At 39.3% G+C, this 22,535-nt stretch carries 20 protein-coding genes; 17 read left to right on the top strand and 3 right to left on the bottom strand.

All coding sequences use genetic code 11. The features are described 5' to 3' along the window. The first annotated feature begins 15 nt into the window (after nt 1-15). A complete protein-coding gene (gene purD, locus ACFQ4A_RS04065; RefSeq protein WP_382397838.1) occupies nt 16-1,293 on the top strand; it encodes a phosphoribosylamine--glycine ligase in 1,278 nt (425 codons plus the stop codon). Nucleotides 1,294-1,345: 52 nt separating this feature from the next. On the opposite strand, the gene ACFQ4A_RS04060 is transcribed toward purD, so the two are convergent. After that, complete coding sequence (locus ACFQ4A_RS04060) at nt 1,346-2,395, bottom strand: NAD(P)/FAD-dependent oxidoreductase (RefSeq protein WP_382397836.1); 1,050 nt, start codon at nt 2,393-2,395, stop codon at nt 1,346-1,348. A gap of 176 nt (nt 2,396-2,571) precedes the next feature. Here ACFQ4A_RS04060 and ACFQ4A_RS04055 point away from each other — a divergent pair, with 176 nt between their 5' ends. From ACFQ4A_RS04055 to ACFQ4A_RS04010, 10 genes are all read left to right on the top strand, one after another. Continuing rightward, on the top strand, nt 2,572-3,564 hold the full coding sequence (locus ACFQ4A_RS04055) for an ABC transporter substrate-binding protein (RefSeq protein ID WP_382397834.1): 993 nt from the start codon (nt 2,572-2,574) through the stop codon (nt 3,562-3,564). A gap of 883 nt (nt 3,565-4,447) precedes the next feature. Continuing rightward, entirely contained in the window at nt 4,448-5,221 is a 774-nt protein-coding gene (locus ACFQ4A_RS04050; protein ID WP_382397832.1) for an IclR family transcriptional regulator, read from the top strand. A 37-nt stretch (nt 5,222-5,258) separates the two neighbouring features. Next, nucleotides 5,259-6,281 carry a TRAP transporter substrate-binding protein gene (locus ACFQ4A_RS04045; RefSeq protein WP_382397830.1) on the top strand — a complete coding sequence of 341 codons (1,023 nt, stop codon included), beginning with the start codon at nt 5,259-5,261 and terminating at the stop codon, nt 6,279-6,281. A 58-nt stretch (nt 6,282-6,339) separates the two neighbouring features. Beyond that, nucleotides 6,340-6,816 carry a TRAP transporter small permease gene (locus ACFQ4A_RS04040; RefSeq protein WP_382397828.1) on the top strand — a complete coding sequence of 159 codons (477 nt, stop codon included), beginning with the start codon at nt 6,340-6,342 and terminating at the stop codon, nt 6,814-6,816. Beyond that, the gene (locus ACFQ4A_RS04035; protein WP_382397826.1) at nt 6,816-8,078 is read left to right on the top strand and encodes a TRAP transporter large permease; all 1,263 of its coding nucleotides are present in this window, start codon (nt 6,816-6,818) and stop codon (nt 8,076-8,078) included. The genes ACFQ4A_RS04040 and ACFQ4A_RS04035 overlap by 1 nt, the downstream gene beginning before the upstream one ends. A 161-nt stretch (nt 8,079-8,239) precedes the next feature. Further along, complete coding sequence (locus ACFQ4A_RS04030) at nt 8,240-9,151, top strand: malate dehydrogenase (RefSeq protein ID WP_382397824.1); 912 nt, start codon at nt 8,240-8,242, stop codon at nt 9,149-9,151. Nucleotides 9,152-9,279: 128 nt separating this feature from the next. Continuing rightward, complete coding sequence (pdhA, locus tag ACFQ4A_RS04025) at nt 9,280-10,338, top strand: pyruvate dehydrogenase (acetyl-transferring) E1 component subunit alpha (RefSeq protein WP_382397822.1); 1,059 nt, start codon at nt 9,280-9,282, stop codon at nt 10,336-10,338. 11 nt (nt 10,339-10,349) lie between these two features. Then, a complete protein-coding gene (locus ACFQ4A_RS04020) occupies nt 10,350-11,330 on the top strand; it encodes an alpha-ketoacid dehydrogenase subunit beta (RefSeq protein ID WP_382397820.1) in 981 nt (326 codons plus the stop codon). Between the two features lie 18 nt (nt 11,331-11,348). Then, entirely contained in the window at nt 11,349-12,623 is a 1,275-nt protein-coding gene (locus ACFQ4A_RS04015) for a dihydrolipoamide acetyltransferase family protein (protein WP_382397818.1), read from the top strand. 115 nt (nt 12,624-12,738) lie between these two features. Next, a complete protein-coding gene (locus tag ACFQ4A_RS04010) occupies nt 12,739-13,665 on the top strand; it encodes a ketopantoate reductase family protein (protein ID WP_382397816.1) in 927 nt (308 codons plus the stop codon). A 637-nt stretch (nt 13,666-14,302) separates the two neighbouring features. Here the strand turns inward: ACFQ4A_RS04010 and ACFQ4A_RS04005 are convergent. Next, nucleotides 14,303-15,040: a small-conductance mechanosensitive channel gene (locus ACFQ4A_RS04005; protein ID WP_382397814.1), complete on the bottom strand. Its 738-nt coding sequence runs from the start codon at nt 15,038-15,040 to the stop codon at nt 14,303-14,305. Nucleotides 15,041-15,063: 23 nt separating this feature from the next. Then, nucleotides 15,064-15,771 (bottom strand): DUF5058 family protein, encoded by a 708-nt coding sequence (locus ACFQ4A_RS04000; RefSeq protein WP_382397812.1) that lies wholly within the window; start codon nt 15,769-15,771, stop codon nt 15,064-15,066. Nucleotides 15,772-16,029: 258 nt separating this feature from the next. Between ACFQ4A_RS04000 and ACFQ4A_RS03995 the strand changes: the two genes are divergently transcribed. The 6 genes from ACFQ4A_RS03995 (at nt 16,030) to ACFQ4A_RS03970 (ending at nt 22,491) form a co-directional block, all read left to right on the top strand. After that, complete coding sequence (locus ACFQ4A_RS03995) at nt 16,030-17,790, top strand: helix-turn-helix domain-containing protein (protein WP_382397810.1); 1,761 nt, start codon at nt 16,030-16,032, stop codon at nt 17,788-17,790. A gap of 548 nt (nt 17,791-18,338) precedes the next feature. Next, nucleotides 18,339-19,685, top strand: a complete 1,347-nt coding sequence (locus ACFQ4A_RS03990) for an amidohydrolase (RefSeq protein ID WP_382397808.1) — start codon at nt 18,339-18,341, stop codon at nt 19,683-19,685. Nucleotides 19,686-20,365: 680 nt separating this feature from the next. Further along, on the top strand, nt 20,366-21,307 hold the full coding sequence (locus tag ACFQ4A_RS03985) for a Phenylacetic acid catabolic protein (RefSeq protein WP_382397978.1): 942 nt from the start codon (nt 20,366-20,368) through the stop codon (nt 21,305-21,307). Next, nucleotides 21,300-21,629 (top strand): metal-sulfur cluster assembly factor, encoded by a 330-nt coding sequence (locus tag ACFQ4A_RS03980; RefSeq protein WP_382397806.1) that lies wholly within the window; start codon nt 21,300-21,302, stop codon nt 21,627-21,629. Before ACFQ4A_RS03985 ends, ACFQ4A_RS03980 begins: the two co-directional genes overlap by 8 nt. Next, entirely contained in the window at nt 21,626-21,856 is a 231-nt protein-coding gene (locus tag ACFQ4A_RS03975) for a hypothetical protein (protein ID WP_382397804.1), read from the top strand. The genes ACFQ4A_RS03980 and ACFQ4A_RS03975 overlap by 4 nt, the downstream gene beginning before the upstream one ends. Further along, complete coding sequence (locus tag ACFQ4A_RS03970; RefSeq protein ID WP_382397802.1) at nt 21,856-22,491, top strand: Phenylacetic acid catabolic protein; 636 nt, start codon at nt 21,856-21,858, stop codon at nt 22,489-22,491. The genes ACFQ4A_RS03975 and ACFQ4A_RS03970 overlap by 1 nt, the downstream gene beginning before the upstream one ends. Nucleotides 22,492-22,535: the final 44 nt, after the last annotated feature.

Here is a 22,535-nt window from a genome sequence, read left to right as displayed (position 1 = left end):
GGAAGGTGTTTTCCTATGAATCTACTCGTTATCGGCCGCGGCGGGCGTGAGCATAGTATCGCGATGAAACTGGCGGAAAGCGATCGTACCAATCATATTTATGCAGCCCCGGGAAATGGCGGAATGGCTGATGTTGCAACTTGTGTGACTATTGATGAGCTCGAAATTGATAAACTGATCAACTTTGCGCGGCAAAAGGCGATTGATTTGACGATTGTCGGCCCGGAAGAACCACTTCTTGCCGGGATTGCCGACAGATTTGATGAAGCAGGGCTGGCTATTTTTGCCCCAACAAAAGAAGCTGCTTTAATCGAAGGAAGCAAGCACTATGCGAAAAAGTTCATGGAAAACTATCATATTCCAACCGCAGCATACGCCAGTTTTACGGATGCTGATGAGGCCAAGGCGTATATAGAAGAAAAGGGTGCTCCAATTGTTGTCAAAGCTGACGGACTTGCTGCCGGTAAAGGTGTGACTGTTGCCGCTACTGTTAAAGAAGCATGGAAAGCTGTTGATGACATTCTGGTTCACGGGGCTTTTTTAAAGGCGGGCAAGGCAGTTGTGATTGAAGAATGCCTGAGCGGTGAAGAATTTTCCCTTATGGCGTTTGTTCACGAAAATCGTGTGTTCCCGATGATCCCTGCCCGCGACCATAAGCGCGCTTATGATCATGATCGCGGACCGAATACGGGCGGAATGGCAGCATTTGCACCGGCGCAAACCGTGTCACCGGATACGCTGGCGTTTGCAGCTGAACATGTCCTGCAAAAAGCTGCCGACGGAATGATGGAAGCGGGAGCCCCATTTACCGGCATATTGTATGCAGGATTAATAATGACGGAAGCTGGTCCTAAAGTCATTGAATTTAATGCCCGCTTCGGTGACCCGGAAACACAGGTTGTTCTGCCGCTTTTAAAAAATGGCTTGCTGCAGGTTTTCCAGGATGTCCTCAATGGAAAAGACCCCGGCCTGCAGTGGGAAGAACAATGCTGTGCAGGGGTGGTTGTTGCGGCAAAAGGGTATCCTGGCTCTTATGAAAAAGGCATGCGTTTGCCGGATATACGACCTGATGCGAAGACGTTTGTCGTCCATGCCGGGACGCGTAAAACAGATGCTGGGCTCGTTTCCGATGGCGGAAGGGTACTGCTTGCAGGTGCAAAGGGTGCCGATTTGGCTGATGCAGCGGCAGCCGCCTATCAATGGCTGGGACAACATGTTCAATCCGAAAACTTCTTTTACCGTAAAGATATCGGTCAGCGGGAATCTGACGCAGTGGTCCATAAGGCACCATAACAAAAAACCCGCATTCTTTTCCGAACAGAATGCGGGTTTCTCGCTTAAAACGTTATGGAATCATTTGCTTTTTTAATGCCTCGTTGCGCTTAGCAAACACGTCATTATGTGAGGAGACCATGGCAGCTTTATCAGCATCAGGCTGGATGAATTGCTTGGCCTGATTGACGGCATTTGCCGCGTCCTGGTAGGCGCCTGCTATCAGGTTTAATTTACCTTCATGCATCAAAATATCACCAGCCGCATACAAGCCATCCAGCGATGATTCACTGTTGGCACTGCCTGCAATAAAATAGTTATCGGCAATGGCGATATCAAGCTGACTGTTTTCCAACAGGGACGTATCGCGTTCATAACCATGATTGACAATCACATCATCAACAGGTAAATAATTGACCGCGCCGGTTTCATGGTTGCTCAGTTCAACTTCCCTAATCGTTTCGCCGTCGTCATCAGCTATCAAGTCAGTAATCGCTGAGTGGAAGAAACAGACGACTGAACTGTTTTTCAATTGGGTTGCTTGTGATTCATGACAGTCGAAATTATTTTTCCGGCAAGTGATAAAGACGTGCTTGGCGACAGACTCCAGTTCGTTTGCCCAGTCAGTTGCCGAACTTCCCCCGCCTGAAATCATCACGGTTTTATCCTTAAAACGCTGTAACGACTCAACGGCGTAATGAAGGTTTGAATTCTCGAATTTTTCGGCTCCTTCGATGGCCAGTTTTTTAGGGTTGAGGATGCCGCTGCCAACTGCCACAATGACCGTTTTGGAAAAATGAACCTGACCTGAAGCTGCGTGCATTTCATAAATGCCGTCATCATTTCGTGTAATCGATGTCACGCGTTCGTCCAACACCACGTCAGGATCAAAGGTCAATCCCTGCTCGACGGCCTGTTCAATGAATTTGGCTCCAGTCAACGGCGGTAATCCACCAACATCCCAGACCATTTTCTCGGGATAAACGTGAACCTTGCCGCCCAGATGAGGTTGATATTCAATGATTTTTGTTTTCATGTCTCTGAGTCCACTATAAAAGGCCGAAAAGAGCCCGGCAGGCCCGCCACCTATAACGGTTACATCAAATAGTTCGTCTTTGGTCATGTCCGTTCACTCCTCAGCGTACAAGTAACTGATTATCATTCTCATTTGATTATACACGATTTGACCTGGAAAGAAAAGATTGACAATCGGATCAATTGGCGCTAAAGTTTACTGGCACAATAGTGAGAATAATTCTCAATTGACATACAGACATACATATCCAAGGAGTGAACGCAATGCGGAAATGGCTTTTTTTAATGATAAGTGTGGTCGTAGTGGTTGTATTAACAGCATGTGGGTCGGATGAGCGTGATACAGGGAGCAGTGCAGACGACGCAACAACGGACGACGCCATAACGATAAAGGATGCGACAGGAGAAAAGACGATTGAAGATGTCCCCGAAAATATTGTCGTCTTGGAATGGTATAATGCAGAACAATTGCTTTCCTTGGGGATGCAGCCAGCTGGTGTGCCTAATATCGATGGCTTCAACGATTGGATGAATATCGAAGAAGAACTGGCTGACAGTGTTGAAGATGTCGGTACAAGAGAAGAGCCGAATCTGGAAGCTATCTCCCGATTGGATCCCGATTTGATCATTGCGGCCGAATTCAGACATGAGCAAATAATGGACCGTTTGGAGGACATTGCACCTGTCGTGATGTTTGCTCCGTACAGTGAAGAAGGTTCAGCTGATCTGTATAACGAATTAATGGGTGAATTTGAAACGATTGCCAAATTGACAAGGAAAGAAGAACAAGCGGAACAATCGGTTGCCGAGCTAGACGAATTTTATGAGAAGCAGCGGCAGCGTCTGGCAGATGCCGGGTTTGATGGCACTAAATATATCGCAACGATGACCTTTTCTTCACAAAACTCCCCGATATTAAGGCTTTATACGGATACGTCATATCCGGCAGCGGTGATGGAAAAACTGGGCTTTGAAAATGTTTATCAAACGGAGGAGCCCGAGCCGTATGGGTTCACTGAAGTTGGCGTGGAAACCTTGCAAAACTTCCAGGAAGATGATTTGCAATTTTTCGCGGTTGTGCAAGAAGATGATAATATTTTTGAAGATCAGCTGGAAGGAAACGCGGTATGGGAAAATTTAAGCTTTGTTGAAGAAGGAAATACACATTTCTTGCCTGGTGATACACCGGTCATTGGCGGTGTGTTGTCAGCGAAAGCATTAGCTGAAGAAATTGTTGATACGATGCTGGATGAATGACTTGTTCGGGAGGGGTTATCCCCTCTCGTTTTTAAGTGTGCCCACTGTTGCTTATTAGGAAGTTTATCATGTTTCTGCTTTCATCAAGCATTGTGTACGTGAAGTGGCAATTATTTTTAAAAAATTCAGCCCTTCCTGAGCAACCTAGAAATGCTCGGTACTCCCGGGGGGATCTGATAGACATGCGCAACACTTTGTATAACCGGATATACGAATATCCGCTGAACCATCAGAAGTCAGCCAAGGCCATAAAGTGCACCAACTTCCATTCTTGTGACCCGCCCTATTCATTGCAACCATGAGCTTCGAATTGTTTAGCAGTCTCATTCAAGAGTTACAACCTAATATGAGGTGCGTTTTCCTCGGTCGGAAATTTGCCTCCAGCTTCCTTTACATTCCAGGTTGCCCTGGACACCTTTGCCCCCAGCTAACGACTACAACGATCTTCACCGTTAGGACTTTAACCCTAAAGTGTGTGCACATCCCGAGCTCGTGAAAATTAGGAATACGGGTGTGACGGGATTTCTACGTTTTCAAGCTAAAACTTGGGTTACGAGAACATAAATGGTAATAAGTAACCAGATTTATTTAAAAAGACTGAAAAAAATGTTGACATTTATTAATGAGATTGTTATCTTATTATTTAGAAAACAAAAATATTTATTAATCATATCAACTGATTTAATTCTCCATAAATAGAAAGCGCTTACTATAATCATTTGATACTCGCTTCCTTAAATTTTGTTCTAATAGTGAACAATTAATTCACTATCAGAACAAAATGAAGAAAAAATTGTGCATATATTGAACTTATTGTTCATTATATGAATTAATATAAAAATATTAAAATTTTTATAACTCTTAATAGAAAGTTGGAATGGCCATGACAGATCAATACACACTAAAAACTTTATCAAACGCGATTGATGTATTAAGTCTTTTTGAAAGAGAACATTCACTTACCATAAAAGAAATACAGCAAGAAACACATATGAACCGTACAAATTTATACAGGATATTGTATACACTTCGTTCTCGTGGAGTGCTGGAAGTGGATCCCCAAACCGGAGAATATCGCCTCGGTATGAAAATAATCCACCTTTCTTCACTCCTGTTACAACGACTGGATGTAAAAACAATTGCTCATCCGTATTTGTGTGAATTAAGAGATAAAATTTATGAAACCATTCATTTAGTTGTTTTGAGTAATAATCTGGCTGCTTTCGTTGACAAAGTAGTAGCTAACGAAGACATTAACATGGGATCTTATATAGGCTGGACAGCACCTTTATATTCGACGGCATCTGGGAAGTTATTACTGAGTTCAAAAGAGGATGAACATATCAATTCATATATAAACAAAACAGATTTTAAAAAATTCACAGATTGCACCCTAATTAAAAAGGAAGTTTTCATACAGGATATAGCCAAAATTCGTAAACAGGGTTATTCCATTGATGCAGAAGAAATGGTTGAAGGATTAACCTGTTTTGCAGCCCCTATTAAAAACCACCGTGAGGAGGTGATTGCTGCCGTAAGTATTTCAGGACCAACAACTCGGATGTTAAAGAATAAGGAAAAAATCTTGAAGGAATTATTGAATAATGCTAATAACATCACAGAATCCGTTAATAAAACACCACAAGGAACTGTTTAAAGTTTTAAAAAACTATCATACAAGGGAGGATAAGAGAATGAAAAAAATTATTGGAATAAAGACTGTATTAATATTCATGTCTTTATTGTTAGTTTTAGCTGGGTGCGGCGGAGAGCAGGAAAGTGTAAGCGGAGAAGATAGTAATAGTAAGGAGGTAATCGAATTACAGCTTGGACATATTGCAACTGAAACTAATCCTTATCATTTACTTGCCGAAGAATTTAAGGAATTAGTTGAAGAACGCTCGAATGGTAGACTAAAAATCAATATTTTTCCAAATGCACAGCTCGGTGAAGAAAGAGAATTACTTGAAGCAATGACTTTTGGGAATTTGGATTTAGCAGTAATTACAACTTCTCCAGTGACAAACTTTGTTCCTGAATTTGGTGTTTTGGACATTCCGTATTTATTTGAGGACTGGGATCAGGCAAACACGTTCGTTGAATCTAATATTGCAGATAAGTTATTGAAGGAAACAGAAGAGGTAGGAATAAAAACGTACGGATTTGTACCGAGAGGTTTTAGAAGTGTCACTACATCGAATCATCCAGTTGAAAATCCTGAAGATATGGATGGACTTAAAATTCGAGTGATTGAGAGTGAAGTTTACTTAGACACAATAAATGAGATGGGGGCTACAGCTACAGCAATGCCATGGGGAGATGCCTATACTGCGATGCAGCAAGGAGCAATTGATGGACAAGAAAATGATTACTCTATTATATATACACAAAATGTTCCTGAAGTTCAAAAATACCTTTCGTTGACTGAACATATTTTTGCGGTTAATACGTTAATGGGAAGCACTAGCAACATAGAACAGTTACCTGAAGATTTGCAGAAAATTATTGAAGAGTCTGCAGTTGAGGCCACAGAAAGTATGGGTGAGCATAATCTTGCAGAAGCTGATAACTTGCGTCAAAAGATTGAAGAAGAAGGTATGGAAATAAATGAAGTAGATAAAGATTCATTTATTGAAGCAGTTTCGGATACGCAAGAGAAATACAGTGAGCAGTATGGAAGTACGTATTTCCAAGATATAAAAGCTTTATTTGACTGACTTATTACACTCCAAGACTATAATATCACTTCCAATCTTTAGAGAGAGGAAAGTGCCAATGAAAATCTTTATACAAGTTAGTGAAATTCTTAATAAAATATGTAAGAATATTATAACCTATTTGTTATTAATAGTCTCAGTTGTGTTGTTCTTACAAGTTGTAGCAAGATTTATATTTGATACTGGTACTTTTTGGACAGAAGAAACCGCTCGTTTTGCGACAATATGGCTTGTATTACTGGGCGCATCAGTTGTATTAAAAGACAGGACCTTAATGAGCGTGAATATCGTTGATAATTTTATTCCAAATGCAAAAAAAGTGCTCTACTATTTCAAGTTGGTAACTATTCTCCTTTACTCAATTTTTTTACTATATGTTGGATGGGGAACGCTTGATTTAGTTTCAGCGCAACGTTCACCAAATATGGGCATTTCAATGAGTTTTGTCTATGCTGCGGTGCCTGTAATGTCTATATTGATGTTCATCCACCTTATTGTCCAGTTTTTTAGAAGAAAGGGACAGGAGGACAATTAATGTTAATATATCTAGTTTCAGGATTGCTATTGATGGCTTTAGGCGTCCCAGTAGCTATTACAATTGGTTTAATCCCAATAGCTTATATTTTGATAAACGAAATTCCAATTAATATTATCGTACAGCAAATTATTAGCGGCATAAATGTAACCGCTTTACTTGCAATCCCTCTTTTTATATTAGCTGGGGACATAATGGGAAAAGGAGGGCTTGCAAAAAGAATGATTAGATTTGCGAGCTCCCTTGTAGGAAAAGTCAACGGGGGCCTGGGAATCGTAACTATTATTGCATGTATGTTCTTCGCTGCAATTTCCGGCAGTGGGGTAGCAACTGCAGCAGCACTAGGAAGTTTAATGATCCCTTCAATGATAGAAAAAGGATATGATAGAGGACTTGCTAGTTCCATTGTAGCAACTGCAAGTCCTTTGGGAGTAATCATTCCCCCCAGTATATCTTTTATTATTTATAGTAATTTAACAAATGCTTCGGTGTCTGATTTGTACCGGGCAGGGTTACCAGCAGGACTGATAATTGGTGCAGGATTAATTATTCTATACTATTTTCTTATTAAAAAACAAAATATTAAAGAAGAAAGTATTTCATTTGATTTGAAAGAGTTTTGGAAGTCGTTTAAAGAGTCGATATGGGCGCTGGGTACACCAATCATTTTAGTAGGGGGCGTTTTCGGAGGAATTTTCACACCTACAGAGTCTGCTGCAGTTGCAGTGGTTTATGCATTATTTGTTGGTGTTGTAATTTACCGAGAAATGGGTTTGAAGGAAATATTGGGAGTCTTTTTAGGGTCAGCAAAAATGACTGCAAATATAATGTTTATTATTGCTAATGCTTCTTTATTGGCATGGATGCTTATCACTGAAGGGTTGCCGCAACAAATTGCGAATACGTTGTTATTACTTTCTGAAAATCCAATTGTTATTTTACTTATTGTTAACCTAATCATTTTGATAATTGGTTTATTTATGGAAACATCGGCCACTTTGGTTATTTTAGTACCATTATTTTTACCTATAATGACAAACTTAGGGATAGATTCTGTACACTTCGGGATCATAGCAACTATAAATACTGCTATTGGTTTGGTAACACCCCCATTTGGGGTTTGTTTATTTACTACAGCTAGTGTGGGGAAAGTAAGTATTTCGATTCTTACAAAACGGGTTATGCTACCTGTTATTGTATTATTTGCTCTTTTACTTTTTATAACATTTTTTCCACAATCAGTAATGTTTTTAGTTGATTAAAAAAGGAGTCATTTGAATATAATGGTGGTTCACAACGGTGATATAAGCCCCCTATAATCTTGAAAGACTACTGAGTTCTTTTATTCAAAAAAATATGGGGATATATTAATTACATTAAAATAAGAGAAGGACCTACTTATAAAAAGTAAAGGGAGATGGACATGTCAAAAATATCTATTATCGGAGCAGCTGGCACGCTCGGATCAAGCTGTGCAATGACAATTTCTTTGGAAGGTTATGCTGATGAGCTTTGTTTAATTGATGTTAATGAAAACTTTCTTGATAATCATTTAATGGATTTGGAGAATGCGTTCCCTGATAAAAATATTTATCGTGGGACATATGAAGACCTTAAAGGTTCTTCTATTATAGTTATAACTGCTGGGGTTCCCAATCGAAATGAAGAAACTTCACGAGAAGCATATTTAATGGATAATATAAATATTTTTAATAAGATTGGCAGTAATATAGCTAGGTATGCCTCTGACGCAATTATTGTAACCGCTTCAAATCCTGTAGATCTATTAAATTATTACCTTTATAAAAAAATGGGTTTCCAAAAAAATCAGTTAATCGGTTATACGTTAAATGATTCATATCGATTTGGGTGGGCGATCAATAAAACGTTGAATACGAACAAAGACGTGTATAGTCCTGTTATAGGCGAACATGGCGATACACAGGTTCCTGTTTTTTCAAAAGTAAAAAGAAATGATGAAAGGATAGAGTTTACAACCGAACAAAAAAGCCAAATTTATCAGGAAATTAAAACATGGTTTGTTCGGTTTAACAGTTTGAATATACCGCGAACCACTGGCTGGACTACTGGGGTTGGAATAAGAAAAATCATTGATGCCCTTTCGCAAAAAGAAGGGACAGTTATGACTGCTTCTACTGTATTGGATGGAGAATATGGTGCTAAAGAAATAAGTATAGGAGTACCGGTTGTTATAAATCAGGATGGGATTCAAAGGATCATGGAATGGGACCTTGTGGCAGATGAACAGAAAGCTTTTGATAAATCAGTCCAAAAGTTGAAAAAAATAGTTCAGGAGCATCCAACAACTTTTTAGAAAAGATTAGTTATTTTCATTTAATGAACATATTATTCATTATATGAACAAATTGTGTAGTATGTGTAGTAATACTATCAATGTGTCTACTTTTGCAACGAGATGAAAGAATTAGGAGGAGGCTTACAATGACTGATAATAATTATGAAATTGTGCGTGTAATGGATGATAATGGGGATTTAATTGAAGGTGTAAGTTTAGATATGACTGATGAAGAGCTTTGTGAGATGTACGAAAAAATGCTTTTTTCAAGAATTTTTGATGAAAGAGCAATTCGTTTGCAAAGACAGGGGAGAATCGGAACTTATCCACCATTTAAAGGTCAGGAAGCGGCACAGGTTGGAGCTGCCTTTAATCTTCAATCAGGCGACTGGCTATTTCCATACGGAAGAGATTTGGCAGCTTGTTTTACCTTTGGAAAAGATTTAAAAAGCGCCTTACTTTATACAATGGGCCATAAGAATGGAAGCAGTGACAGTAAGAATATTTTTCCGTTGGCTATCATGATACCACCCCAAGTACCACAGGCAGTTGGTGCAGCCTGGGCTAGTAAATTGAGGGGAGAAGACCGTGTGGCACTGGCCACTCTAGGAGACGGAGGAACGTCAAAAGGAGACTTTCATGAAGGATTAAATATGGCAGCTGTCTATAAAGCTCCAGCCATATTTCTATGTCAAAATAACCAATGGGCCATTAGTGTTCCTATTGATAAACAAACAGCTTCAGAAACAATAGCTCAAAAGGCAGTCGCGTATGGGATGGAGGGTGTCCGTGTAGATGGCAATGATGTATTAGCGGTTCACAAAGTTACAAAAGAAGCAACTATTCGGGCAAGAAACGGAGAAGGACCAACGTTAATTGAAGCATTGACTTATAGGATTGGGCCACATACTACTTCAGATGATCCAACAAGATATCGGGAGGAGTCAGAAACTGAAAAATGGCAAAAGCGTGATCCGATTGAATTATATAAACAATTTTTGGTAAAACGTGGCTTATGGAGTGAACAAAAAGATGGAGAAGCAAAAGAGAAAATGAAAGAAATCATCAATGAAGCTGTTAGGGAAGCGGAAACAGAACAAAAAACAACTTTAGCTGATATATTTGAACATGTATACGAAACTCAATCAGATGACTTAATAAAGGCTCAGCAAGAAGTAAAAGAAGACTTTACACTAACCAATTAGGGAGGATAATTATGGGGAATAAAACAATTGTACAGGCGATTAATGAAGCTTTAGATCAGGCAATGGGCCAAGATCCTGATGTTATGATGTTGGGGCTGGATATAGGAAAAAATGGTGGTGTATTCCGTGTTACTGATAAACTGCAGGATAAATACGGGGAAGATAGGGTCATAGATACACCAATTGCGGAATCAGGAACAGTTGGAACTGCAATTGGGCTAGCAGTTAATGGTATGAAACCAATCGTTGAGATGCAGTTTATGGGATTTATTTATTCAGCAATGGATCAAATATGTTCCCAGGCAGCTAGGGTTCGTTTTAGATCGCAAGGAAGCTTTTCTGCCCCTATGGTAATCCGTGGTCCTTATGGCGGCGGGGTACATGCCTTGGAATTACATTGCGACAGTTATGAAGCATTCTTTGCACATACTCCCGGTTTGAAAGTGGTTATTCCAAGTAATCCGTACGATGCTAAGGGTCTTATGCTATCTGCAATTAAAGACCCGGACCCAGTAGTATTTTTTGAGCCGATGCGAATATACCGATCCATCAAACAGGAAGTTCCTGAAGAAATGTACGAGATTCCAATCGGAGAGGCAAGTGTAGCATTGGAAGGGGAAGATTTAACTATTATTAGCTGGGGAGCTATGATGCCAGTCGCCTTAGATACTGCAGAACAATTAGAAAAAGAAAAAGGCCTTTCTATTGAAGTCATTGATGTACGCTCTTTGGCTCCTCTTGATATGAAAACCATCACAGATTCAATTACAAAAACAGGTCGGGGAATTGTCATGCATGAAGCTGTTAAAACAGGAGGTTTTGGAAGTGAAATTGCTACAAGAATTATGGAAGAAGCCTTTTTATACATGGAGTGTCCTATAGAAAGGGTTACCGGCTTCGACACTCCATACCCTTTTCCTCAAGTAGAAAATGAATGGTTGCCTAATACGCAGCGATTAACGAGTGCTGTCGAAAAAGTACTAACATTTTAATAGATGGGAGGAGAAAGAATGGTTTACGAATTTAAATTACCTGACGTAGGGGAAGGAATTGCGGAAGGTGAAATTGTTAAATGGCTGGTTGAAAGAAGAGAACAAATAGAAGAGGAGCAGCCTATTTCGGAAATACAAACAGATAAAGCACTTATTGAGATCACTTCTCCTGTTAATGGTACGGTGAAGGATATCCATTTTAATGAAGGAGATGTAGTTGATGTAGGCACAGTTATTATCAGCTTTGAAACTGAAGGTTCTCAAGAATCATCAGGTCAAAAGGAATCAAACAATACTGAAATGAACACTGAAGACAAATTACGTCCTGAATCTATTGAGCCAGTAGCGACACCGGCCCATAGAAAAAGGGCAATTGCTGCACCTTCTGTTCGAAGACTTGCTAGAGAAATGAATATTGATCTTCACGAGATAAAAGGCAGTGGGAAAAACGGGAGAGTGCTAAAAGAGGATTTATACGAAGGGTCTGAAAACAAAAACAATACGATCCAAAGGAAAGAAAAAATTTCTGAGACAACCGGATTACAAAATAAGAATCAGAGTTTTCTTACTCAGCAAAAAGAGGTTGTTGAAGAAAGGATACCATTAAAAGGACTTAGAAGAAGCATATCTAATAAAATGGCAACTTCAACGACTGTTGCTGCCCATTCAACGATACTTGAGGAAGTTGATGTGACTAATTTAGTAAATTTACGAAAGCAATTGTCTCAAACAGCAAAACAACAAGGGATTCATTTAACTTATTTACCTTTCATCATTAAGGCTGTGATACCTGCTTTAAAGGAATTCCCATACTTAAATTCTTCTATGGATGACAGCACTGAGGAAATCGTTCTGAAGTATAATTACAACATCGGAGTAGCAACAGATACAGAAAAAGGGTTAATGGTTCCCGTCATAAAATCCGCTGACTCTAAAAATATGCTGAAAATTGCAGACGAAATTACTAATTTAGCCGAGAAATCCAAAGACCAGAATTTAACTTTAGATGAGATGAGCGGAGGTACATTCACGATTACTAATATTGGTTCAACTGGTGTGGGGTTATTCGGTACTCCGGTAATCAATCACCCAGAAGCAGCGATTTTAGGTGTCCACCGAATTCAGAAAAAGCCTGTCATCTTGGACGATAATCAAATTGAAGTAAGAGACATGGTGGGGTTAAGTTTGAGTTTTGATCACCGAATAATTGACGGCGCAATGGCTTCCTATTTTTTGAAAAAGATAATTGAATTTTTAAAATACCCCAATTTATTGCTTATGGAAATGGTTTAGTTGGGGATAGTTAACTGTGACATAGAGAATTAAGTATAAATGACGATTGAAGCCTCCTATTGAAGACTACTTTAAAAAGATATGCTTTTTAGATGAATGTATGGAGGGATGCATGGTGAATATAGCTATAGCAGGTTCTGGAGCGATGGGATGTCGATTTGGTTCAATGTTAGACGAGTCTGGGAATAGCGTTTTATTGGTTGATAATTGGAAGGAGCATATTGAAACGATTAACAACCGCGGGTTAACAATCATAAATGAAAGCGGAACTCATAATCAAAAAATAACTGCTTGCATACCAGAAGAAGCAGGAGATAAGGTTGACTTGTTAATTGTTTTCACTAAGGCAATGCATACGGAATCCATGGTTAATAGGTGTCAAAAGCTAATTGGCGAAAATACAAGAGTAGTAACCTTGCAAAACGGTTTGGGAAACATTGAAACATTAGAAAAATATGTGCCGAGGAATAGAATAATAGCGGGTGTTACAACTTTTGGAACTGAGTTGCTTGGACCAGGGGAAATCCAGGCCTTGGGTTCAGGAAGGGTTCAAATTATGCAGGCCGATAGGGAAGAAACAAAGGAAATACAAGAAGTTGCATATATAATGAACGAAGCAGGAATGAACGTTGAGATATCAGCAAATGTATCAGTGAGTATTTGGAATAAAGTAGCCTTTAATTGTGTACTTAACACACTTTGTACATTAATGAGAGATACTGTGAGCGCGGTTGGCAGCTATAGTGAAATAAATGATGTGATCAATGAAATTATCGATGAAATTATCTTAGTTGCAGGAGAGGAAGAGATTTATCTAAATAAGGATAGTATTATGAATATGATAACAGCCGTTTTTGATCTAAAAATGTCGGGGAATCATCTTCCTTCAATGCATCAGGATATGGTGAACAGAAGAAAAACAGAAATTGACTTTCTAAATGGAGCTATCGTTAAAAAAGCTGATTTGTATCAGATTTCAGTTCCGGTTAATCGTTTTATTGTACATTTAATAAAAATGATGGAAGAAATTAGAGGTAACTAGGTATGAAGGGATAAAAGCGTGTTAAATGATTTACAAGCTAATAAAGAATGAAAGCAGTCAGCAAAATAGTATTGCTGACTGTTTATTTAAGAGTATATAGAACACGGAGTAAGCGATAGACCGTATTCTTTTCAGGCGCATCTTGTATGTGGCCTGAATCAAAGATACGATAAAGATTCTTACCATGCAGGACAAGCGAGAAAATAAACTGGAAAAGGAATAATGGCGAAACACCATCCTCTTTTTGAATGTTTGCCTTGTTAAGCAGTGTGCCGAGAACCGTCAATACTGCAAGGAGCGCGACATCCGGCTAATTGGTTCAAAGTTAGGTAGCCCTTCCAAAAATGTACAAGAGGATCGACTTCCAAAACAGATTGAATGCCAGGGCGCTGTATAGCGAAATGCTATGGAAGGGAAATTTGGAGAAGGCAAGCGAACAACGGGCTTGGCCACATATTGGCATGCCTTCAAGTGACACGGTCATTTCCATCCAGTTTCCTGACTATGAACCTTGAAAAGATCCTCTAGGATATTTTTTTGTATTTTTTTACATGATATGATCAAAAATGTGCTTTCAGGCTGTAAAAAATCACTATTATTTTTTAGCACTGTATACAGTTATTTAACAGCCACTAATTTATACTTCTCCTTTTTGCCCTTTTATTTTTTCCAAAAGCATACAAACAACGACTGTTCCAAGTATGCATAAAAAGGTTTGTAAAGCACGTGGTACCGGTCCGATATTCACGAATAATCCAAAGGCTATTCCAACTACTCCCCATATAGGTTTACGAATTGCAAATTGCGCGATGACTCCGCCAAATATAGCGGGAAGGACAAATCGAAATGTATCCACGACAGAATCCGGCATTAGTGATATAAGATAAGACCCCCCAAGTATAACGAATATAAGGATGATAATATTTACAAGAGAGGCTGTAGCTATGGCAAGTGTCGCGGTAAGTTCACCTTTTTTTGTCCCGGGTTCCGCACCAACAACGCTTTGAGCAACTGATGCACAAGGAAGGCACATATTTCCGATATTACCGGTTAGAAAAGCAATATATGTTCCGGATACACCTAAAACCGGGTAGTAACTGATAGGTTCAATTGCCCATACAAGTGCAACAATGGATGCATAAGCAGTGAAACCTGCAAGAATTACATTCCATCCGGGATGGTAGCCGAGAACAAATGAAAGATAAGCAGGTACCATTAACGTTAAAATGATAACTGACCAAAGCGTCAAACGGCCCCAGAAATGGGATTTGTCATGAAATGTTTCAAAATCTATCATTTTCGTATTCGCGACTTGCCTTGTCTCTATACCACCTTTATTAGGCTCTAAATTTTTGCTCTCATTACTGATGGACATTACATCTTCCCCTACCTTTCTTATTAAGATATGAAGTATCCTACTGTTAATCCAACCATGATCACCAATCCAAGTGACCATTCTTTTAACCAACTAAATCCAAACTTATTTGCGACCCAAATAATGATTGGCATGACGCCAAATGCGACAACCAGCACAATTGATTCATCAAAGCCTTTAACCATTTCTCTACCTCCAAGATAGCTGAAGGCTCCTATCATCGCTGCAGTTGAGACAGCAGTTAAAACGTTTACATTTTTGCTTTTAGAAACAGCTTTATCTTGTATTTTTCCAAGTGATTTTGTAAACAAAGCTGTGAATAATAACCAACCCATGCCACCAAGACACATTGTCCAAACAGCAGCTGTAAAAGTCTGCTCAGTAAAGCCAGCGGATCCGAGATCAGCTCCGGCTGCTTGTGCACCAAGGCTGGCACCTACAGTTTCTATAGACGCATTTCCAATAATCCCAATTCGCATTAAAGTAACCGGGTCTCCTATTAGTGTAATCATGGCAATAGCTACAAATACGATTGCCAGAGAAGGTCCTAAGGAGCTGATCGCTCCCGCTCTTATAGCGGCTCTGACCTCTGTGGAAGTCATTCCAACAGATGAACTTGTTCTTGAACAAAGTCGGATAAACATAATTGCCTGAAATATAACAAAGCCAACTACCAGCGAAGCAAGAATCCAAAGTGGTAAACTATTTGCTAATTGCAGTACTTCTTCCAAGATTAATACCTCCCATTTTATTAAACTATTTCTTAACCTTTGTCGCCATCACCATTTTCAATGCGTCCGACTGCTGTTTTTACCCTCATAAGACCACTTTCCTTAAAAAGCAGGTCACTTCCTTTCTATAATTCTAAAAATTCTATCTCATGTTAATTATACAAAGAATAAGAACATTGTTGCAATGTTCGTTTCTATATAATAAACTTTAATTAAATGTATATTCTCACATTATTTATAAAAATAGGGGTAAAGAAAATGAAAGATGCAGAATTAGAAAAATTAATTGAAGGCATCCGTTCAATTACTACCTCCCTTGACCTGGATGAGTTGCTGACAAAAATCGTCACCAACACCCGGACAGTTATTTCCGGCGGAGATGCATGTTATCTGCAGCTTTATGATCCTGAAACGGGCCTGTTGGTTCCAAAAGCATCTTCCGGCCTTAAAAAAAACATTCAATTTTTTAAGACAAAAATTGGAGAATCGGTTACAGGGAAGACCTACCAGGACGGAACAGCAAGAATTTATCATTCCATTGAGGAAATTTATAAGAACATGGATAATATATCCGACAATAATTTCTATTATCTTCATGCAGCACTTATTGGAAATAACATGCCGAATGCTTTGATGTGTGCACCGGTATCAATCGGTGAAAAACACATCGGAGTGATGACTATTCATGTCTACAAACAAAGAAAACTGACCAACCGGGACCTTCATTTACTTGAAGTTTTTGCAGGACAAGCGGCCATTGCCATTCAAAATGCACAATTGTATACAGAAGTGACGAAAAGCTTAAAAGAGGTGACTGGGTTAAGTGTGCAGTTAAAAGAGAAAAATGAATTACTTTTGAAAGGAAATCAAATCCATGATACATTAACCCGACTCTCTCTACAAAACGAGGGGACTGAATCCATTGTTACAGCTTTGGACGGAATGATGACCTCATCAACTTCCTTTATTAATTTTTTGGAGGGAGAGTTTTACCCGAAACGTTCCGGACAATCCTCGGCCTTTAGTATGGAAGAGATATCAAAATTTTTCTCTGATAGGCAAGAACCTCTGTTTGTGACATCCTATGGTCAAAACTATTATCTTTATCCGTTAGTCAATAGAACCGTTTTTCTGGGGTGTTTAATTGTCACCCTTACGGAGGCCCCTTTCACACGTATGGATCAAATCGCCATCGAACAAGGCGGGACAGCACTAACCCTTGAGCTGGTTAAAAAGCATACTTTGGCAGAAGTTTATTACAAAAAAACCCATGAGTATTTTAACGAATTGTTGCAAAACCATGATTCGGACACCCTGTTTGCAAGGGGGAGAGAATATGGACTGGACATGTCACAATTTTTATTTGTATCATTGTTTGAAATCTCTCAATCACGTGATCTTCAACAGCAGGAGTCGGATATCCACCGGTTGGTAACAAAAATTAAAAAGGCTCTCCAGCGCTATGATATTTTAATATACGGTTTTTATAACAAGGCTACATTATTGGTCTCTATTTCATCCCCGTCAGAAGTCATAAAAATATCGGAGTCCATTCGCTCTATTGTAGCAAGATGGCAAACGAATGAATACTCTCAATTGCATGCGGGTGCAGGTAATCCGTATCGGGGAATCGAAAACATCGCGGTAAGCCACGACGAAGCCAATAAAGCTCTTTCTTATTTAAGCTCTCAAAAATATGTAAATTTTATACAATACAATGAAATTGGTGTGAACCGTTTATTTTTAAACCAATCCAAAAAAGAAATTGCAGCATTTTTAAATGAAACATTAGGTCCTCTACAATTAAACACGGGAAAAACAAAGGATTTGGAAAAAACTTTGGATACCTACATTGCCTGTAACAAATCCGCAACTCAAGCCGCTGAAAAACTTCACATACATATCAACACACTTTACCAGCGCCTGAAAAAAATTGAGCAATTGTTAAATTTGAACTTGAATGACCCAAAAGATTTTTTGCAAATCCAACTTGCATGCCATCTAAAAGAAAATTTTTAATTCTCCTTCAACAACTTAGTTGAATCAAACTGTTTTGCAATTTTAGTCGCCCGAAGTAAGTTCTCGGAGACTCGATCACCAACAGTCTGGTTTGCTAATCAGGTCTTCCCAGTTTTAAACATTTGGTTCAGTTACAATTGACGGGGGAGCATAATTCGACAAATATTTAAAAAAAGGAAAATCCAAATCATCTGTCGTATTGGTAAGTAGAGACAAAACCCAAATGAATGGATGATTTGGATGCTTAGCCATTATTCCATTACAGACGAAGGCAATAAGGCAACTTCGGTCGTCATGTATGATTTATCTGATCCATGGCATCGACCAACTGTTGAGAACCATCTTAAAAAGAAAAGAGGTGAAACAGATGCAATAGCCAGTGGAACTTGCTAACAGCAGTATTGTTTGGATAATTGCTTCAAGCGTTATTGGGATTGTTATTTTTCAAGGTATTAGTGTCTATTCTGCATTGTACTGACAGTCTTAATCTGTCTTCAAGCTAGAAAGACGTAAAGAGAAAAACAGGTATAAATAAGGAGTGAACACAATTGAGTAAAGAAAATATCATTGAATGGATTGAACAGAATAAACAAATTTATACAGCCATGGCACAGGATATTTGGGACCATCCGCAAACTGCTTATGAGGAAGCATATGCGAGTGAATTACAAAGAAATGCATTGAGAGAAGCTGGATTTAGCATTAAGCATCAAGTAGATAATATCGACACAGCATTTGTAGCAGAGTACGGTCAGGGCAAGCCGGTGATCGGCATCCTTGGTGAATTTGATGCCCTCCCAGGGCTCTCACAAAAGAGAAGTCCGGTTAAAGAAGAAGTGGTCAAAAATGGCCCCGGACACGGATGCGGCCACAATCTTCTTGGAACGGCGGGTGTAGAAGCGGTTATTGCTCTGAAAGAAATCATGGAAAAGGGAAAAATTCAAGGGACCATCCGCTATTACGGTTGTCCAGCAGAGGAAGTGTTATCCGGAAAGACATACATGGCTAAAGCAGGTGTCTTTGACGACCTTGATAGTGCCATAACCTGGCATCCAATGACAAACAATGCCGTCATGTATAAAAGCATGCAGTCCATGGTTTCGGTTAAATTTCACTTCAAGGGAAAGCCAGCACATGCAGCTGCGTCCCCTGAAGCAGGAAGAAGTGCCCTTGACAGTGTCGAGCTAATGAATATTGGGACAAACTACTTGCGTGAACATGTTCCGGATGGCACACGCATGCATTACACCATTACGAATGGAGGGCTGGCACCGAATATCGTCCCGGAGGCCGCCACGGTCTGGTATTTTCTTCGAGCACGGTCAAAGGAAGATGTGGAAGAAATCCTTCGTAGAGTAAAAAATATTGCCAAAGGCGCAGCACTGATGAATGAAACAGAAGTAGATTCCGAGATTTTGGCGTTTGCTTATGATACCCTGCCAAATGACCCTCTGAATGAATTAATGTATGAAAATATGCAGGAAAGTAATTCGCTGGTATATACAGAGGAGGAGCAGAAATTTGCCCAAAGTCTTGCAAAAACACTACCATCTACTGAAAAATCAATAGAAGAATTACTGCCGACTTCCGTTTCTTTTGAGCCCTATCAAGCAGGTTCATCGATGCCCGGGTCTACCGATGTCGGTGATGTGAGCTGGATTGTACCAACAGGCATGGTTACCACAACATGCGCACCTTTAGGAACCGCTCTACACTCCTGGCAGGCCACCGCTTCATTCGGAACCCAAATCGGATATAAAGGCATGCATCTTGCCGCAAGCACGATGGCCCTTTCAGCTTACGACTTACTCAAAAACAAAGATAATATTCTTCATAGGGCAAAAGAAACATTTGATAAGGTTCGTGATGGAAAGGTATATGAAGCTGGAATTTAAGTATTAAGCATTATAACTAAAATAAGCAGTTCGTTCTATACATCGTATAGGTCCACTTGATTGATCGAACGAACTGCTTCATCTCAACTAAGACAGTTCTGATCCCACTTTGTCATTTCACCACAATCCCCTTACCCATTTACATAAAAATCCCTTAGAAGAAAACACTCCCTTAAAAAGCGTATAATCCATTATTATAGATCGAGATTAAATTCTTTTACAAAATGGGCGAAAACTCGACATGATACCGAACTTGGCTCAAGGAAGAACATGATAATTAGCAGCCAGATTTAGGCTCTTCACCAAAATCTATGTTTGACAAACCGGATTTAAATTGATAGAGGCAACCGCTACGGAAAAACACTACGCTTTCCGTGGGCTTGAGCTCGGCCTCCTCGAAAAAAGAAGTTCGCTTTTTTCTGCGGGGTCTTCACTCTGCGCTTTCCCACAGGAGTCTCCGTGTTTTCCCTCCGCTAGCCAGTTGTCAATAACATATTTGTCCATATATTTCAACTATTGATTTTGGTGTTGACCCCAAATTTATTATGTTATTAAGACGTCAAATCTGAAAACATAATAAAAATTATTGACAATAGGCAGAAAACAATATATAGTATGGATTAAATACGAAAGTGCAAAAAACATATTAAGGGGTGGTGACTGGGTTGGCTGAGGCTACGATGGACTCAAATGTTTTAATGGAGAAGATTAAGAAAGGCTTTGTTGTTGAATTACCAGAAGATATGAATGAAGAGTACAAAAAAGCATTAAAACAAACACTTAATATTGTTGGTGATACTGAGCTTTTAAGTGTTCCTCCATTACTGACTGTTTACAATGAAGCGCCTAACTTAAATTTAAAAATAACGGCATTGGCGGTTATGCAGGATGAGATTGGGCACGCACACATAGCTTATAGGCTACTTGAAGACCTTGGGGTGGATAAAGAAGAACTACTGTATGAAAGAGAACCACACCGTTGGAAGAATCCATATGCATTCGATTTTAAGCTCAATAACTGGATTGAGTTGGGCGTGTTTAATGCGTTATTTGACAGAGCGGGATATACACTACTTGGTGATGCATTTGAACACACATCTTATGGTCCGTGGAAAAGAGCTCTGGTAAAAGTGGATAAAGAAGAGTTATTCCACCTGCGTAATGGTGAGACAATTATGAAAAAGGGAATGAAGAACGAAGAAACCGCAAAGCAGGTACAGGAAGCTGTCGATTGGATGTTTTTAATGTCACTTGAATTTTTTGGAGTCGCTGATAATTTGAAAAGCCGCTCGGCACAGCTTGATTACCAATTAAAAGGCAGATCGAATGATGGCTTACGCCAGAAGTTCATGTCAACAGCGGTTCCATTCTGTGAATCGATTGGTGTAAAAGTTCCTGCGCATTATGATGAAGCGCAAGAAAAATATGTCATTGATGTTCCATTCCCATGCAAATTTGATGTAGAGAACAGAAAATGGTTATATGACCAGCCAGATACTTGGGACGGGGCGATCGAGCGTTTTAAAGAACGCGGACCTAATAATAATGAATTTGTTGAACGAATTCAAAAGGGTGTCAAAGAATTAGAGAATATGAGAAATGGAGGGAACGGAAATGAGTAAACAGATTGCAGCTACTTCCACCCAGCGTTATTGGGATGCGTTAAAAGAAGTAATGGATCCCGAATTTCCTATAAGTGTGGTAGATATGGGTCTAATCTATGAAATTAATCAAGACAACACGACACTACATGTCAAGATGACCTATACTTCAACCGGATGTGCATGCATGCATTGGATTGAAAGCGATATTCGCGACCGATTACTTGAAGAAGATAATGTCGAAAATGTTGAAATAAATGTTGTATGGGAACCTGCATGGACCGTAGATAACTTGACAGAAGAAGGAAAGAAACAATTAAGGCGATGGGGCGTGAGAGCTTGACAGATTATCAGCAATTAAGAAGTTATGATGTGTTTACCAGACTACAACGGGGAGATAACCTTATTCAGATCGGCTCTTTTGAAGCCCCGGATGACGATATAGCAACCGTTTACGCTCAAAAAATCTATGATGAGCAGGATTGGTCAGAAATGCATGTCGTTCGTCAGAATCATCTGATTAAGGTCAAGGCTCCAGATGGACTCTTCGAACAGGAAGGGGTGAAATAATGGTTAATACTGAAAATGATGTACTAATTGAACTATTGGAAACGATTGCAGATAACAAATTTATCATGGGTGACCATCTTGTAGAAATTGGTGTCAGTGGTCCGAATTTAGAAGCATCACTATCATCTGTTGCCATGGCGCAGTCTGAGCTTGGTCATGCAAGATTACTTTATAACTGGGTAGAGGAGTTGAAACACGGAAAAAAGAGAAAAATTGAAATCAAAAACCAAACTGGAAAAGCTTTTTCAACCGCTATGGACACTGAAGATTGGATTTCCCTGATTGCTTCCTTATTTATAACGAACGCAACGTCGAAGGTTATTTTGGATGTTGTGGCGAATTCACCATACTCTACAAAAACGATCACTAAAATGGTAAAAGAGCAGAAAGACAATATTACCTATGCCAGAAGCTGGTGTAATCAGCTGGCAAATGATAAAGGGAATGTCCCAGTGAAATTTCAAAGAGATTTTAATGAAGCAAAAAAAGAAGCATACGATTGGCTTCTTTACTGGGAAAATGATGACCGGCTGAGACATTTAGAGATTATTGAAAAAAACACCAGTTTGATTGAATTATTTAATGAAGAAATTAACAGCATTTCTTTCAATGAAGATGTTGTTTATGCAAAATAATATGGATGGTAACACGTAGACTAAACATTTTAAAGGAGGAAAAA

The organism is Lentibacillus salinarum (assembly GCF_042679865.1).
Lineage (GTDB): Bacteria > Bacillota > Bacilli > Bacillales > Amphibacillaceae > Lentibacillus > Lentibacillus salinarum.
Note: the sequence above shows the minus strand (reverse complement) of the source record. Positions and strands in the feature narration are given on the sequence as shown.

Excerpts from the sequence above, each read along its gene's own strand:
- ACFQ4A_RS03980 (WP_382397806.1), top strand. The coding sequence starts at position 21,300 with ATGAGTAAACAGATTGCAGCTACTTCCACCCAGCGTTATTGGGATGCG.
- purD (WP_382397838.1), top strand. The coding sequence starts at position 16 with ATGAATCTACTCGTTATCGGCCGCGGCGGGCGTGAGCATAGTATCGCG.
- ACFQ4A_RS04050 (WP_382397832.1), top strand. The coding sequence starts at position 4,448 with ATGACAGATCAATACACACTAAAAACTTTATCAAACGCGATTGATGTA.
- ACFQ4A_RS04045 (WP_382397830.1), top strand. The coding sequence starts at position 5,259 with ATGAAAAAAATTATTGGAATAAAGACTGTATTAATATTCATGTCTTTA.
- ACFQ4A_RS03970 (WP_382397802.1), top strand. The coding sequence starts at position 21,856 with ATGGTTAATACTGAAAATGATGTACTAATTGAACTATTGGAAACGATT.
- ACFQ4A_RS04020 (WP_382397820.1), top strand. The coding sequence starts at position 10,350 with ATGGGGAATAAAACAATTGTACAGGCGATTAATGAAGCTTTAGATCAG.
- ACFQ4A_RS04035 (WP_382397826.1), top strand. The coding sequence starts at position 6,816 with ATGTTAATATATCTAGTTTCAGGATTGCTATTGATGGCTTTAGGCGTC.
- ACFQ4A_RS03985 (WP_382397978.1), top strand. The coding sequence starts at position 20,366 with ATGGACTCAAATGTTTTAATGGAGAAGATTAAGAAAGGCTTTGTTGTT.
- ACFQ4A_RS04030 (WP_382397824.1), top strand. The coding sequence starts at position 8,240 with ATGTCAAAAATATCTATTATCGGAGCAGCTGGCACGCTCGGATCAAGC.
- ACFQ4A_RS04005 (WP_382397814.1), bottom strand. The coding sequence starts at position 15,040 with ATGTCCATCAGTAATGAGAGCAAAAATTTAGAGCCTAATAAAGGTGGT.
- pdhA (WP_382397822.1), top strand. The coding sequence starts at position 9,280 with ATGACTGATAATAATTATGAAATTGTGCGTGTAATGGATGATAATGGG.
- ACFQ4A_RS04015 (WP_382397818.1), top strand. The coding sequence starts at position 11,349 with ATGGTTTACGAATTTAAATTACCTGACGTAGGGGAAGGAATTGCGGAA.
- ACFQ4A_RS04060 (WP_382397836.1), bottom strand. The coding sequence starts at position 2,395 with ATGACCAAAGACGAACTATTTGATGTAACCGTTATAGGTGGCGGGCCT.
- ACFQ4A_RS04055 (WP_382397834.1), top strand. The coding sequence starts at position 2,572 with ATGCGGAAATGGCTTTTTTTAATGATAAGTGTGGTCGTAGTGGTTGTA.
- ACFQ4A_RS04040 (WP_382397828.1), top strand. The coding sequence starts at position 6,340 with ATGAAAATCTTTATACAAGTTAGTGAAATTCTTAATAAAATATGTAAG.
- ACFQ4A_RS03995 (WP_382397810.1), top strand. The coding sequence starts at position 16,030 with ATGAAAGATGCAGAATTAGAAAAATTAATTGAAGGCATCCGTTCAATT.